The 14,681-nt window shown below is 68.5% G+C and carries 14 protein-coding genes; 6 read left to right on the forward strand and 8 right to left on the reverse strand.

Annotated elements, in window-relative coordinates:
• Positions 1-156: 156 nt before the first annotated feature.
• Both QQZ18_RS05315 and recN read left to right on the forward strand, forming a co-directional pair.
• On the forward strand, positions 157-984 hold the full coding sequence (locus QQZ18_RS05315) for an outer membrane protein assembly factor BamD (protein WP_284538607.1): 828 nt from the start codon (positions 157-159) through the stop codon (positions 982-984).
• 9 nt (positions 985-993) lie between these two features.
• On the forward strand, positions 994-2,658 hold the full coding sequence (recN, locus tag QQZ18_RS05320) for a DNA repair protein RecN (protein ID WP_284538609.1): 1,665 nt from the start codon (positions 994-996) through the stop codon (positions 2,656-2,658).
• Here the strand turns inward: recN and QQZ18_RS05325 are convergent.
• Positions 2,645-3,496 (reverse strand): helix-turn-helix transcriptional regulator, encoded by an 852-nt coding sequence (locus QQZ18_RS05325; RefSeq protein WP_284538611.1) that lies wholly within the window; start codon positions 3,494-3,496, stop codon positions 2,645-2,647. The genes recN and QQZ18_RS05325 overlap by 14 nt on opposite strands.
• Before the next feature lie 152 nt (positions 3,497-3,648).
• Between QQZ18_RS05325 and QQZ18_RS05330 the strand changes: the two genes are divergently transcribed.
• The 4 genes from QQZ18_RS05330 to QQZ18_RS05345 all read left to right on the forward strand — a co-directional run bounded on the left by QQZ18_RS05330 (position 3,649) and on the right by QQZ18_RS05345 (position 5,967).
• Positions 3,649-4,128 (forward strand): GNAT family N-acetyltransferase, encoded by a 480-nt coding sequence (locus QQZ18_RS05330; RefSeq protein ID WP_284538613.1) that lies wholly within the window; start codon positions 3,649-3,651, stop codon positions 4,126-4,128.
• A gap of 77 nt (positions 4,129-4,205) precedes the next feature.
• The gene (gene pncA, locus QQZ18_RS05335; protein WP_284538615.1) at positions 4,206-4,829 is read left to right on the forward strand and encodes a bifunctional nicotinamidase/pyrazinamidase; all 624 of its coding nucleotides are present in this window, start codon (positions 4,206-4,208) and stop codon (positions 4,827-4,829) included.
• A gap of 125 nt (positions 4,830-4,954) precedes the next feature.
• On the forward strand, positions 4,955-5,671 hold the full coding sequence (locus tag QQZ18_RS05340) for an AzlC family ABC transporter permease (RefSeq protein WP_284538617.1): 717 nt from the start codon (positions 4,955-4,957) through the stop codon (positions 5,669-5,671).
• Positions 5,668-5,967: an AzlD family protein gene (locus tag QQZ18_RS05345; protein WP_284538620.1), complete on the forward strand. Its 300-nt coding sequence runs from the start codon at positions 5,668-5,670 to the stop codon at positions 5,965-5,967. Before QQZ18_RS05340 ends, QQZ18_RS05345 begins: the two co-directional genes overlap by 4 nt.
• A gap of 76 nt (positions 5,968-6,043) precedes the next feature.
• On the opposite strand, the gene ftsZ is transcribed toward QQZ18_RS05345, so the two are convergent.
• The 7 genes from ftsZ to murG form a co-directional block, all read right to left on the reverse strand.
• Positions 6,044-7,867 (reverse strand): cell division protein FtsZ, encoded by a 1,824-nt coding sequence (gene ftsZ, locus QQZ18_RS05350; RefSeq protein ID WP_284538622.1) that lies wholly within the window; start codon positions 7,865-7,867, stop codon positions 6,044-6,046.
• Positions 7,868-7,996: 129 nt separating this feature from the next.
• Positions 7,997-9,280, reverse strand: coding sequence for a cell division protein FtsA (ftsA, locus tag QQZ18_RS05355; RefSeq protein WP_284538867.1), 1,284 nt, complete (start codon positions 9,278-9,280; stop codon positions 7,997-7,999).
• 29 nt (positions 9,281-9,309) lie between these two features.
• Positions 9,310-10,206 (reverse strand): cell division protein FtsQ/DivIB, encoded by an 897-nt coding sequence (locus tag QQZ18_RS05360; RefSeq protein WP_284538624.1) that lies wholly within the window; start codon positions 10,204-10,206, stop codon positions 9,310-9,312.
• Positions 10,207-10,214: 8 nt separating this feature from the next.
• A complete protein-coding gene (locus tag QQZ18_RS05365; RefSeq protein ID WP_284538873.1) occupies positions 10,215-11,138 on the reverse strand; it encodes a D-alanine--D-alanine ligase in 924 nt (307 codons plus the stop codon).
• Between the two features lie 62 nt (positions 11,139-11,200).
• A complete protein-coding gene (gene murB, locus QQZ18_RS05370) occupies positions 11,201-12,145 on the reverse strand; it encodes a UDP-N-acetylmuramate dehydrogenase (RefSeq protein ID WP_284538626.1) in 945 nt (314 codons plus the stop codon).
• Positions 12,145-13,557, reverse strand: coding sequence for a UDP-N-acetylmuramate--L-alanine ligase (gene murC / locus QQZ18_RS05375; protein WP_284538628.1), 1,413 nt, complete (start codon positions 13,555-13,557; stop codon positions 12,145-12,147). The genes murB and murC overlap by 1 nt, the downstream gene beginning before the upstream one ends.
• Positions 13,554-14,681, reverse strand: coding sequence for an undecaprenyldiphospho-muramoylpentapeptide beta-N-acetylglucosaminyltransferase (murG, locus tag QQZ18_RS05380; RefSeq protein ID WP_284538630.1), 1,128 nt, complete (start codon positions 14,679-14,681; stop codon positions 13,554-13,556). Before murG ends, murC begins: the two co-directional genes overlap by 4 nt.

Below are 14,681 nucleotides of genomic sequence, written 5' to 3' on the forward strand. Positions count from 1 at the left end.
CCGCGACGGCTTTGCGATAAAAGAGCTTCCGGTTATCCGGGGTGCGCCCGACTCGCGCCGGAGGCGTGGGCGGCTTTGCATCGGGCAGCGCCCGGCGGGCAGTGCGCGTGGGATGGATGGCGGCCGCGAGCGGTTGCGTACGGTGATGGGGTTTTCATGAGGCAGAGTTTCGTTCGTGTCGCCGCCGTGCTCGTTCTCCTCGGAGGCGCCACCGCCCTCGTCGGCTGTTCGTCAGACGAACCGCTGGAGCCGTTCGTGGAGATCCCGGCGGAGCAATCCTACAACGCGGGTATCGCCTACCTGCAGCAGGGCGACTACAAGAAGGCCACCGAGAAGTTCGAAGAGGTTGACCAGCAGCACCCCTATTCGGAGTGGGCGCGCAAGTCCCTCATCATGACCACCTACACCAACTACACGCGCGGCAATTTCACCGAGGCCATCACCCAGGGCAAGCGCTACCTGACGCTCTACCCCGGCTCGGAAGACGCCGCCTATGCGCAGTGGATGATCGCGCAGTCCTATTTCAACCAGATGCCCGACATCACGCGCGACCAGAAGATGACGCAGCAGGCCATGCAGGCCATGCAGGAACTGGTCGAGCGCTATCCCGACAGCCCCTATGCCGCCGAAGGCCGCAAGCGCCTCGACATCGCCAAGGACCAGCTCGCCGGCAAGGAAATGGAAGTCGGCCGCTATTACCTGACGCGCAGCCAGTACATCGGCGCCATCAACCGCTTCAAGGTGGTGGTGCAGGAGTACCAGACGACCCGCCACATCGAAGAGGCGCTGGAGCGTCTCACCGAGGCCTATTACGCCATGGGCATCGTCGACGAGGCGCAGACGGCTGCCGCCGTGCTCGGCCACAACTATCCTGACAGCCGCTGGTACAAGGATGCCTATAAGCTCCTCAACACCAACGGCCTCGAGCCGCGCGAGAACTCCCAATCCTGGATCTCGAAGGCATTCAAGGCCGCGTTGCTCTGACGGGACGCCATGCTGCTGACGCTCGCAATCCGCGACATCGTTCTGATCGAGCGGCTTGAGATCGCCTTTTCCGACGGTCTGACGGTGTTGACCGGTGAAACGGGCGCCGGCAAATCGATCCTGCTCGATGCGCTGTCGCTCGCCCTTGGCGGGCGCGGCGACGCCGGCCTCGTCCGGCACGGCGCCGAGCAGGGGCAGGTCACAGCCGTCTTCGACCTTGCCGCCGATCATCCGGCCCGCGCCCTTCTCGTCGAAAACGACCTCGACGACGAGGGCGACGTCATCGTCCGTCGCGTCCAGACCGCCGATGGCCGCACCCGGGCCTTCGTCAACGACCGCGCCGTCTCCGCCAATCTCCTGCGCCAGCTTGGCGCCGCCCTGGTCGAGATTCACGGCCAGCACGACGACCGCGCCCTGGTCGATCCCGCCATCCATCGCGGCCTGATCGACGCCTTCGGCGGCCTCGAAGGCGAGACGAAGGCCGTCGCCGCCACCCATCGCGCCTGGCGCGACGCCGAGAAGGCGCTGGCCGACCTCGAACGCCGCATCGCCGACGCCCGCCGCGAAGGCGACTACCTGCGCGCCTCCGTCGAGGAGTTGCAGAAGCTCGCCCCCGAGCCGGGCGAGGAGACGGCGCTTGCCGAACGCCGGCAGGAAATGATGCGGGCCGAGAAGGTCGCCGTCGACCTGCGCGAGGCCCACGACCATCTCAACGGCTCCGGCTCGCCGGTCCCCGAGCTGTCCGGCCTGCTGCGCCGCCTGGAGCGCAAGGGCGAGGTGGCGGCCCTGGCCGGCTCGGCCTTGCAATCCATCTCCACGGCGCTCGACGCGCTGGAGGATGCTCGCTCCGTCTTCGAGGCCGCCCTGCGCGCCGCCGACTTCGATCCGGCCGAGCTGGAGCGCACAGAGGAACGTCTGTTCGCCATCCGCGCCGCCGCCCGCAAATACTCCGTGCCGCCCGACGAGCTGGGGGCGCTGGCCGCCCGCATGGCCTCCGACCTCGCCGACCTCGACGCCGGTGAGGACCGCCTCAACGCGCTCGCCCAGTCGGCCACCACCGCCCGCGCCAACTACGACAAGCTGGCCGCCAAACTGTCGGCCGCCCGCGAGAAGTCGGCCCGCCTTTTGGAAGACGCCGTCGGCGCCGAACTGCCGGCCCTGAAGCTCGAACGCGCCCGTTTCATCGTCAACCAGCTCGCCGACCCGGAGACGCGCACCGCCGACGGTATCGACACGCTGGAGTTCTGGGTACAGACCAACCCCGGCACCCGGCCGGGGCCGATGATGAAGGTGGCATCGGGCGGCGAGCTCTCGCGCTTCCTCTTGGCCCTCAAGGTGTCGCTGGCCGACAAGGGTTCGGCCTCGACCCTGGTGTTCGACGAGATCGACACCGGCGTCGGGGGCGCGGTGGCCGAGGCCATCGGCACCCGCCTCGCCCGCCTCGCCCGCAAGGTGCAGGTGCTGTCGGTGACCCACGCGCCACAGGTCGCCGCTCGCGCCGACCACCACTTCCTGATCGCCAAGGACAGCGTCGACGACGGCGCCCGCGTTGCCACCTCGGTGTCGCGGCTTCCGGACGGCCATCGCCGCGAGGAGATCGCCCGCATGCTGGCCGGCAGCCGCATTACCGAGGAAGCCCGCGCCGCCGCCGAGCGCCTGCTCAAGGGGCACTGACCCTCGGCCCGGCGCCTTCGATCAGGCGTCGCACTTCCGCCGCGACTTCGGGCGTCGCCGGATTGTAGACCACCATGGACAGGTCGGGCCGGCCATCGACGGCGAAGGCCGAGTATTCGAGCGACATCAGGCCGAGCTGCGGATGGCGCAGCGTCTTGGTGCCCTCGCCGTGCTGGCCGACCTCCTTTTCCCGCCACATCGCCGCGAACTCCGGACTGGACCGGCTGAGATCCTCGACCAGCGCCTCGATGTTGCCGGTCGCACCGGCCCGCGCCGCCTCGGCGCGGAAGGTGGCGACGACGAATCGGGCGACGCTCTCCCAGTCGTGCTGGCGCGCCCGTACCGCCGGATCGCCGAACATCATGCGCAGCACGTTGCGCTCGCGCGGCGCCATGGCTCCGTAATCGGCCAGCATCACCGTCGCGGCCCGGTTCCAGGCGACGACGTCCCAGGTGGCCGTCTTGATGAGCGCGGGACTGAGCTCCATCGCATCGAGTACCCGCTGCAGGCGCGGCGACACGCCATCGCTCTCGCGGTAGCGCACCTCCGGCGGCCGGCCGAGACCGATGAGAAACAGATGCTCGCGTTCGACGTCGGTCAGCATCAGCGCCCTGGCGATCCGGTCGAGCACGTCGGCCGACGGCGCACCGCCCCTGCCCTGCTCCAGCCAGGTGTACCAGGTGACGGAAACGTTGGCCCGCTGGGCCACCTCCTCCCGCCGGAGGCCCGGCGTCCGCCGTCGCCCCATCGGCAGGCCGAAGGCGGCGGCATCCATGCGGCAGCGCCGATCGCGCAGGAAAGCGCCGAGCGCGTTGTCATTGCGAAGGTGAGCATCCATGCGATCGCCCCTATACCGGGATGAGGCCGCCATCTTACCCGGATGGATGATCGAGCGGAACGCGTTTCCCATGCCATCGGCCGACGAGGTGAGGATACCCTTTGTCCGCCGGGCAGCTTATGGTTTCCTCAAAACTCTGAAGGAAGTACGAGATGTTGATCCGTCCCGCCATGGTCGCCGATGCCGACGAGGCCGCTTCGGTCCTGCGCCGATCCATCTGCGATCTCTGCCTGTCCGATCACAGCGGAGATGCCCAGACACTGGCGCAGTGGCTCGCCAACAAGACGCCGGAGAACGTTCGCGCCTGGATCGAAGCGCCCGACTGCTTCATCGTGGTGGCCGAGGAGAATGGCGCCATCATCGGCGTCGGCGGCGCCTCGCATTCCGGCGAGATCACTCTGAACTACGTGGCGCCGGAGGCGCGCTTCAGGGGCGTGAGCAAGGCGATCCTCAAGTCGCTCGAAGCCTATCTCAACCTTCTGGGGTGCGAGCAGATCACGCTGACCAGCACCAGGGCCGCCCGCACCTTCTACATTGCCATGGGCTACGAGGATGGCGAGGCGCAGGAAGCCGCAGGCGAGCAGGCCGGCCTGCCGATGCGGAAATCCCTTGGGCCGAAGGAACGGGGTTGAGCCCCCCTGCCCACGCTTGCCGCCTCCCTTCGCCAATGCAATAAATTGGTCCCGACCAGTCAGCTCGGAGTCGCGCCATGCCCTCGCCCGCCACCGCCCTCATCGTCGTCGACGTTCAGAACGACTTCTGCCCCGGTGGCGCGCTGGCGGTCGGCGGTGGCCATGCCATCGTTCCGGTGGTCAACGCGCTGGTGCCCCGCTACGAGCAAGTCGTGGTCACCCAGGACTGGCATCCAAAGGGGCATGCCTCTTTCGCCTCGGCCCACCACGGCCACGAACCCTTCGACACCATAGAGATGCCCTACGGCACGCAGGTGCTCTGGCCGGACCACTGCGTGCAGGGAACGCCGGGCGCCGAGCTGCACCCCGACCTTGAGGTCACCTCCGCCCAGCTCGTCATCCGCAAGGGCTGGCACCAGGGCGTCGACAGCTACTCCGCCTTCCGCGAAGCCGACCGCGAAACGCTGACCGGCCTTGCCGGCTATCTCCGGGAGCGCGGTGTCGAGGAGGTCCACGTCGTCGGCCTCGCCACCGATTACTGCGTCGGCTGGACAGCGCTCGACGCCGCGGCCGCCGGCTTCCGCGTATCGGTGATCGAGGATGCCTGCCGCGCCATCGACCTTTCCGGCTCGCTGAAGCGCGCCTGGGCCAACATGGCCGCCGCTGGCATCACCCGCACCACCAGCGAGCAGATCCTTTAGGATTGTTGCGGCACAGATCGACGAAATTCTCGGAAATTGCGGTTTTCGGGTGGACAGCACCCCAGAGATAGGTCATACACACTGACCTATAAAGGTCAGCAATATTGACCTAAGGAAAGCTGGACATGACATCACCTCTTGCCGACTTCCGGGCCGGCCTGGTGGCGGTTTTTCCCACCGTCGCCGCCGCCGTGCCCTTCGCCCTCATCCTCGGCCAGCAGGCGACGGCCAAGGGCCTGACGCCGGCCGAGATGCTCGCCATGTCGTCGATCGTCTTCGCCGGGTCCTCGCAGCTCATCGCAGTGGGCCTCTGGAGCACGCCGGCGCCGATCGCCGCCCTGGCGCTGATGGCCTTCCTCGTCAATCTCCGCCACACGCTGATGGGCGCCTCGCTGTCCGGCAAGATCGCCCACTTCGGGCGCCTGCGCTGGCTGGCGGCCTTCCTGCTGACCGACGAGGCGTGGGCGCTCAGCGAACGGCGTGCCATCGACCGGCCGATCAGCCGCACCTTCTACTTCACCGTGGCGCTGACCATGTTCGTCTGCTGGCAGATCGCCTCGGTGCTCGGCACGGTGTTCGGCGCCTATCTCGAACACCCCGAGGCCTGGGGGCTCGACTTCGCCTTCCCGGCCATCTTCATCGCCCTCGCTCTCGGCTTCTGGAAGGGCACCCGCCGCAGCGGCCCCGTGCTCCTGGCCAGCGCGGTCGTCGCCGTCGCCGTCCACGCCACGGTGCCCGGCGCCTGGTACGTGATCGCCGGCGCGATCGCCGGCATCGCCGCCGCCGTGATCACCGCGCCGCGCGCCACGGCCGCCACTGACGCCAAGGAGACGACGCGATGAGCATCGATCCCATCAACTTCGCCGCCATCCTGGCGATGGGCGCCCTCACCTACTTCACGCGCATCCTCGGCTTCCTCATCGCCGACCGGCTGCCCAAATCCGGCCCGGTCCGCGTTGCGCTCGACGCGCTGCCGCCTGCCGTTCTGGTGGCCGTCATCGCCCCCATCGTCATGGCCGGCCCCATCGAGGCGGTTTCGGGACTGGCGGTGCTGATCGTGGCCCTGCGGTTGCCGCTGATCGCCACGGTTGCCGTGGGCGTCGCCGTCGCGGCGCTGCTGCGGTTGGCCTTTCTCTGACGCCACCGCGAGATGCCATAAAAAGAGGCCCGCGAAGTCGCCTTCGCGGGCCTTGTCTTTTACGCTCGTGACCGGATCACTTGCGGCGCAGGAACGCCGGGATCTCCATGTCGTCGTCGGCGGCGCGCGGCGCCGGCTGCGGCGCCATGCGGCCCTGCTGGTCCAGGCGACCGGCAGCGCCCTGCGCCGGCGCGGCGGCCGGACGCTTGACGAACTCGCTCGCTGCCGAGGGACGCACGGCCGGCTGCTGGACAGCGGCGCGCGGCGCTTCGGGCTGAGCCTCTTCCTCGCGACGGCCGAGGCCGACGGTGGCGAGGCGACGGAGCAGGCCGAGCGGACGACGCTCGCCGTCATGGTCTTCCGGATGCACCTGCACCGAGGCGGCAGCCTGACGCTGGGCGATCGGCGGGAACTCCTCGATCGACGGCACGCGGCTGCGCTGGACGACGGCCGACGGACGCTCGGCAACCGGCGGCACGTAGGGCTGCTGGGCGAGCGCCGGCTCGGCTGCGCGGACCGGCTGTGCCTGGGCCATCGGAGCGGGCGCGTCGTAGTGGTTCATCGCCGGCTCGTAGGGCTCGATCGACACGCGCGGGTCGTGCGGCGTCGTGACGGAGCGGAACGGTTCGGGCTCCATCGCCGCCTCGGGCAGCGCAAGCGCCGCTTCGATGGCTTCGACGGAGGAGACCTGCGCGGCAGCGGCGACAGCCTGGGCGTAGTTCGGAACCGGCGCGGGCGCAGGGGCGATCGACGCGGCCGGCATGGCCTCGCGGATCACCGCCGGGCGCACGGCCGGCTGGTTAAAAGGCTGCCGCACCTCCTGAGCCGCGACAGCGGCGGCAGCAGACGTGGTCACCTGGACGGGGCGGGTCGGCGCGGCGCGGCCGATGGCGTCGGCGCTGTTGTTGCGCACCACCGACTCCTGACGGACCAGCTCCGGCTCGATGCCGGTGGCGACCACCGACACGCGGATCATGCCTTCCATGGTGTCGTCGAAGGTGGCGCCGAGAATGATGTTGGCTTCGGAGTCGACTTCTTCGCGAATGCGGGTCGCCGCTTCGTCGACCTCGAACAGCGTCAGGTCCTTGCCGCCGGTGATCGAGATCAGGAGGCCCTGCGCGCCCTGCATCGACACTTCGTCGAGCAGCGGATTGGCAATCGCGGCCTCGGCGGCCTGGATGGCGCGCTTCTCGCCGGACGCTTCGCCCGTGCCCATCATCGCCTTGCCCATGCCGCGCATGATCGAGCGCACGTCGGCGAAGTCGAGGTTGATCAGGCCTTCCTTCACCATCAGGTCGGTGATGCAGGCGACGCCCGAGTAGAGCACCTGGTCGGCCATCGCGAAGGCGTCGGCGAAGGTGGTGCGCTCGTTGGCGATGCGGAACAGGTTCTGGTTGGGGATGCAGATCAGCGTGTCGACCGAGTTCTGCAGCTCCTGGATGCCGGCGTCGGCGATCTTCATGCGGCGGGCGCCTTCGAACTGGAAGGGCTTGGTGGTGACGCCGACGGTGAGTATGCCGTGCTCGCGAGCCGCGCGGGCGATCACCGGCGCAGCGCCGGTACCCGTGCCGCCGCCCATGCCGCAGGTGATGAACACCATGTGGCTGCCGGCGAGATGATCGTTGATCTCGTCGATCACTTCCTCGGCGGCCGCGCGGCCGACTTCCGGCTGCGAGCCGGCGCCAAGGCCCTCGGTGACCGCAACGCCCATCTGGATGATGCGTTCGGCCCGAGAGGAGGCCAGAGCCTGCGCATCCGTGTTCGCCACGACGAACTCGACGCCCTGCAGGCCGGACTGGATCATGTTGTTGACGGCGTTGCCGCCGGCGCCACCCACACCGAAGACTGTGATCCTCGGCTTGAGCTCCGTGAGGTCGGGCATCTTTAGGTTAATCGTCATGGTTGCCTCGTTATTCTGCAAGCGGCTCTCGCCGATACGTCCTCTGTCCTCAAATCAGCGGCCGCCGCTGCAACCGCACGCTCTTTTTTACGCCTGTTACGCACCAATCCGCTCCGTTGCCGGCGCGGATCAGAAACTCTCTCGGAACCACGCTCCCATTCGGGAAACGAAGCCGCCGTTGGCGGCCAGCGCCATCGATTTTCGCCGGCCGGAAAACTGTTCGATCTGGGCCACCTGCGGGTAGATCATCAGACCCACCGCCGTGGCGAAGGCTGCCCCGCGCGCCGCCTCCGGCAACCCGGCGACGCCGACCGGCCGGCCGAGCCGGACGTTGCGGCCGAGCACCTTGCGAGCAAGCTCGGGCAAACCCGTCAGCTGGCTGGCGCCACCGGTCAGAACGACGCGCCGGCCGACGCGACCCGCGAATCCCGAAGCATGCAACCGATCGCGCACCACCTCAAGAGTCTCTTCGACACGCGGGCGAATGATCTCGACCAGTTGCGCGCGAGTCACTTGATGGGCCACGTCGTCGTCGCCGACCGGCTCGACGGTGACCATGTCGCGCTCGTCGCTGTCGGTGGCGATCACCGAGCCGTAGAGCGCCTTGATGCGCTCGGCGTCGACGAGGCGGGCCGACAGCGCCCGCGCCAGATCCATGGTGACGTGGTGGCCGCCAAGGCCGAAGGCGTCGACATGGACGCACTGGCCGTCGGCGAAGACGGAAATCTTGGTGGTGCCGCCGCCGATGTCGACGCAGGCGACGCCCATCTGCGTCTCGTCGTCGACCAGCGTCGACAGGCCCGACGCATAGGGCGTGGCGACCATGGTCTCGACTTCGAGATGCGCCCGGTTGACCGAGATCTCGAGGTTCCTGAGCGGCACGGCGTCGGCCGAAACGAGGTGCGTGTCCACCGACAGCGACGAGCCGATCATGCCGCGCGGATCGCGGATGCCGCGGTTGTTGTCGAGCGCGTAGCCGATCGGCAGCGCGTGGACGATGGTGCGGCCATCCTTGACCTTGTAGGAGGCGCCGATTTCCAGCACGCGCTGGATGTCGTTCTCCGAGACTTCCGAGCCGGAGAGATCGTACTTGACCGAGAAGGTTTCCGAGCCGAGCCGCCCGCAGGACAGCGAGACGATCAGCGACTCCACGGTCAGGCCGGCCATGCGCTCGGCGGCGTCGACGGCGAGGCGGATCGCCTTTTCCGCCTGATCGAGGTCGACCACTGCGCCGGCCTTGATGCCGCGCGAGCGCTGATAGCCGAAGCCGAGCACTTCGATGAGATGGGTACGACCGGGCAGCACGTCGCCGATCGGCCGCGGCGTCAGGCGGGCGATGACGCAGCAGATCTTGGAGGTGCCCACGTCGAGCACCGAAACGATGACGGGGCGCTTGGGCGGCAGCGGCCGCATGCGCTGAACGCGGGCGTCGGATGCGTGGGTCATGCTCCCTGCTCCCGCTTCTTGAGGGCCTTGTTGCGCGCCGCCACCAATTCGTCGCGGGCCTTGCGTGCATCGTCGCTGAGGCGAACCACCAGCCGGTCGGGCAGGCGCAGGTCGACGACAGTGATGTCGCGGTCGAGCAGGCCGGATGCCTTGTCGGTCTCCTGCAACTCGGTCACCGCCTTCTGCGCGTTCACTTCCGGCAGCATCACCTGCACGCCGTTGTCGAGGAACAGGTCCCAGCGCCGGTCGGACACCAGCATCGAGGCGCGCACCTTCTTCTGCAGGTCCGGAACGTCGTCGAGCAGCGACGTGATCTCGGCCACCTTGAGCTGGGCGCCCTGGCCGACCACGCGCGGCAGGCGGGAATAACGGGTTTCCAGGCGGTCGGTGATGATCTTGCCGGCGCTGTCGACCACCACCACGGGGGCGTCGATCGACGGCTGCCAGAGGGCGGCCGGCACGCGTTCCTCGATGATCACCCGGAGCGTGTCCGGGTAGAGCTTCATCACCGAGACGTCCTTGACCCAGGGAATGGACTGCAGGCGCTCGCGGGCGGCGGCGGCGTCGTAGAAGAACAGCGACTGGCCCGAATGGATCGACAGCGTGTCGAGCACGTCGCCCTCGTCGATCTCGCGCTGGCCGGTGATGCGGACAGCGGAGACGCGGAAGCCGAGCTCGGCCGTGGTGTCGTTCAGAACTTCGCCGGTACGGTCCGACAGCACCATGCCGTAGGCGCCCCAGGCGAGGAGATAGGCAACGGACATGGCGACGCCGGCGCCGCGCGGCAGCGCCGCGAGCAGGCCGGCCGGACGCCAGATGGGCTTGCGACGCAGGCGCGAAACACCGCGACGGCCGAAGAGGAAGAACCTCTTTCGCCCCGCCGGCTTCGCCATGCCTGTCGTCATCGCCTGCAACTTGCGTCCTCCACCATCCAACTGACCAGCTCGCCGAAACCGATGCCCGCATGAGCGGCCATTTCCGGCACCAGCGAGGTCGCCGTCATTCCCGGTTGCGTATTCACTTCGAGGCAAATCAGCTGCCCCGTGCCGTCGCCCTTGTCGTCGAAGCGGAAATCGGCCCGGCTGACGCCGCGGCAGCCGAGCGAACGGTGCGCTTCGAGGGCCAATGTTTGAATATTTTGGTAAATAAAGGGTGAAAGGTTGGCGGGCAGAACGTGTTTGGACCCACCTGGACGGTACTTGGCGTCATAATCATAGAAGGCATCGCCTTGCGGCAACACTTCGATGACGTCGAGGGCTCGGTCGCCCATCACGCCGCACGTAAGTTCCCGCCCCGGAATGTATTTTTCCACCATGACCTCGTCGCCGAACCGCCAGTCGGGGCGGGCGAGCTCCTGCGGCGGATGGGCCGCGCCGGCCGGAACGATGATCACGCCGAAGCTCGATCCTTCGGCCGGCGGCTTAACCACGTAGGGCGGTTCGAGCACGTGCGCGTTAACCACTTCGAGCCTGTGGACCAGCTTGTGCTCGGCCACGGGGATGCCGGCCGCCTTCATCACGTGCTTGGCCTTGGGCTTGTTCATGGCCAGAGCCGAGGCCAGAACGCCCGAATGCGTGTAGGGAATGTCCATCACTTCGAGGATGCCCTGCACGGTGCCGTCCTCTCCGTAGATGCCATGCAGCGCGTTGAAGCAGACGTCGGGCCGGAGCTCCTCCAGCACGGCAGCCACCGTGCGATCGACGTCGACGCGGGTGACGCGGTAGCCGCGCGCCTCCAGCGCGTCGGCGCAGGCCTTGCCCGAATTGAGGCTGACCGGCCGCTCCGACGACCAACCGCCCATCAACACCGCCACATGCTTGGCCATCGCTCTGTCCCCTTGCTGGCGGCCCGACATGCGATGTAGCCGCCCCTATCCCGTCGTGCGGATCACTTGCCGAGAAACGGCTCGACCTCGGCGCCCGGCGCGAAGGCGCCCAGCCGCTTGATTTCCCAGTCGAGACGGATGCCGCTCGTCTCCAGCACCCGCGCCCGCACCGTCTCGCCGAGCAGCTCGACGTCATGGGCGGTCGCATCGCCGGTGTTGATCAGGAAGTTGCAGTGCATCTCGCTGACCTGCGCATCGCCGACCTTGAAGCCGCGACAGCCGGCCGCGTCGATCAGCTTCCAGGCCGAATGACCCGGCGGGTTCTTGAAGGTGGAGCCGCCGGTGCGCGCCTTGATCGGCTGCGACGCCTCGCGATGCTCGGTGACCGCCTTCATCGCCTCGGAGATGCTCTCCTTGTCGGCCGGGATGCCTTCCAGCACCGCCGACGTGAAGATGAAGCCGGGCGGCGGCGCCGAGTGGCGATAGGAGTAGCCGAGCTCGCCGACCGGCAGCGTCACGGCTTCGCCCTCGCGGGTGACGCCACGCACCTCGACCACCCGCTCGGCAGTCTCCGACCCGTGGGCTCCGGCGTTCATGGTCAGAGCGCCGCCGAGGCCGCCGGGAATGCCGTGATAGAAGGCAAAGCCGGAGAGGCCGAGGTCCAGCGCCTTGGCAGCCAGGAACTTGTCGGGGATGGCGGCGCCTGCCCGGATGCGGGTCGGCGACAGCGCCTCGGTGCCGCCGAAGCCGCGCACCGACAGGCGGATCACCACGCCGGAAAGTCCGCCGTCGCGGATCAGGAGGTTGGAGCCGAGGCCGATGACGGTGACCGGCACATCGGCCGGCGTGAGCTTCAGGAAAGCCTGGAGGTCGGCCTCGTCGGCCGGTTGGAACAGGATTTCCGCCGGTCCGCCCACCCGGAACCACACGAGGTCCTTCAGCGACCGGTTGTCCTCGATCGGGCCACGGATATGCGAGGTGTCGCCGAGGCGGTCGCGCAACGCCATCACGCCCCCTCCGCCTGCGCCTTGAGCTGGCCAGGCAGCGCGTAGGCCCACTGGGTGATGTTGCCGGCGCCGAGGCAGACCACCATGTCGCCGGGGCGCGCGACCGAGGCGATGGTCGCCGCCAGCTTGTCCGGCCCTTCCAGGGCGCGGGCGTCGCGATGGCCGGCCGCCTTGATGCCGGAGACGAGGTGATCCTTGTCGGCGCCCTCGATCGGCTGCTCGCCGGCCGGATAGACGTCGGCGATGATCACCGTGTCGGCATCGTTGAAGGCCTTGCAGAAATCGGGGAACAGCGAATGCAGGCGGCTGTAGCGGTGCGGCTGCATCACCGCCACCACCTTGCCGGCCGCGCCTTCGCGCGCCGCGCGGAGCACCGCCATGATCTCCACCGGATGGTGGCCGTAGTCGTCGTAGATGGTGACGCCGTTGAAGTCGCCGGTGCGGGTGAAGCGGCGCTTGACGCCGCCGAAGGCGCCTAACCCCTTGCGGATCGCTTCGGCCGAGATGCCCAGCCGATGGGCGACGGCGATCGCCGCCGTGGCGTTGGACACGTTGTGCCGTCCGGGCATCGGCAGCTCCAGCGCCGGAATGACCGTCTCCTCGCCGCTGACGCGGTCGCGGATCTCCACGGAGAAGCGCGAATGGCCGCCCTCGATGCGAAGGTCGGTGAAGCGGGCGTCGGCCTGCGGGTTCTGCCCGTAGGTGATGATGCGCCGGTCCTCGATCTTCGACACCAGCGCCTGCACTTCCGGATGATCGAGGCACATCACGGCGAAGCCGTAGAAGGGCACGTTCTCGATGAACTGCCTGAAGGCGGCGCGGGCGGCATCGAAGGTGCCGTAGTGATCGAGGTGCTCGGGATCGATGTTGGTGACGATGGCGATGTCGGCCGGCAGCTTCACGAAGGTGCCGTCGCTCTCGTCGGCCTCCACCACCATCCAGTCGCCGGCGCCCATGCGGGCGTTGGTGCCATAGGCGTTGATGATGCCGCCGTTGATCACCGTGGGATCGAAGCCGCCGGCATCGAGCAGCGCCGCCACCAGCGAGGTGGTGGTGGTCTTGCCGTGGGTGCCGCCGATGGCGATCGCCTGCTTGAAGCGCATCAGCTCGGCCAGCATCTCGGCGCGGCGGACGATCGGCAGATGGCGCTCGCGGGCCGCCACCAGCTCGGGATTGTCGCGCTTGATGGCCGAGGAGACCACCAGCACCTCGGCGGCGCCGAGGTTCTCGGCCTTGTGGCCGACCGTCACCGGAATGCCGGAGGCGCGAAGGCGCTCGACGTTGGCGTTCTCGGCCTGGTCGGAGCCCTGCACGCGGTAGCCGAGATCGGCAAGCACTTCGGCGATGCCGCTCATGCCGATGCCGCCGATGCCGACGAAATGAACCGGCCCGATGTCGCGGGGCATTTTCATGGACGTAGTTCCTTGGAAGCAAAATCGGCGGGCTTGCCGCCGGAGGCGATGAATTCGACGAGATCGGCCAGGCGCTCCACCGCGTCGGGGCGGCCTTCGCCCTTGGCGGCGGCGGCCATGGCGGACAGGCGGGCAGGCGCACGCACGAGGCCGGTGATGAGATCGGCCAGCTTGTCCGGCGTCAGGGATGCCTGCTCGGCCATGATGGCGCCACCCGCCCTTTCGAGGCCGAGGGCGTTGGTCTTCTGATCGTTGTCGAGCGCATGCGGCAGAGGCACCAGAACCGAGGGACGGCCGATGACGGTGAGCTCGGCCACCGACGAGGCGCCGGAACGGCAGACGACGAGGTGGGCGTTGGCGATGCGGGCCGGCAGGTCGACGAAGAAGGGCGCGATCTCGTGGTCGAGGCCGAGCCGGGCGTAGACGGCGCCGACGCGGTCGAGATCCTCGGGCCGCACCTGCTGCACGAGGCGCAGTCGCGCCGCCACGTCGGCGGGCATCCGTTCGAGGGCCGGCGGCATCAGGTCGCCGAACACCCGGGCGCCCTGGCTGCCGCCGAACACCAGAAGGTCGATCTTGCCGCCCTCGGTCGGCTCGCGATAGGGGGCGACGGCGGCAAGCACCTTCGGCCGCACCGGGTTGCCGGTGACCACGGCGCGCGCGGCGCCCGCGCCCATCAGGCCGGTGTCCTTGAAGGTGGTGGCGATGGCCGTCACGCGCGGCGCCAGGAAGCGGTTGGCCCTGCCCATCACCGCGTTGGCCTCGTGGACGATGGTCGGCCGCTTGGTCAGCCAGGCAGCGAGCAGCGGCGGCAGCGTCGGATAGCCGCCGAAGCCGATGGTGGCCGCCGGATCGAGCTTGCGCACCAGCGACAACGACTGCAACTCGCCGCGCGCCAGATTGGCGGCCGACTTCAGGAGGCCGAGCGGCGACCGGTCGCCGAAAGTCGCCGAGGCGATGATGTGGATCTCGCTGGCGGGAAACTCGGAGCCGTAGTTGTTGGCCCGGTGGTCGGTGGCGAGATGGATGTCGAAACCGCGCGGGGCCAGCGCATAGGCAAGCGATTCGGCAGGGAAGAGATGGCCGCCGGTTCCGCCGGCGGCGATCAGGATGGTACGGGTCAT

The sequence above is a fragment of the Pleomorphomonas sp. T1.2MG-36 genome (assembly GCF_950100655.1).
Classification (GTDB): Bacteria; Pseudomonadota; Alphaproteobacteria; order Rhizobiales; family Pleomorphomonadaceae; genus Pleomorphomonas.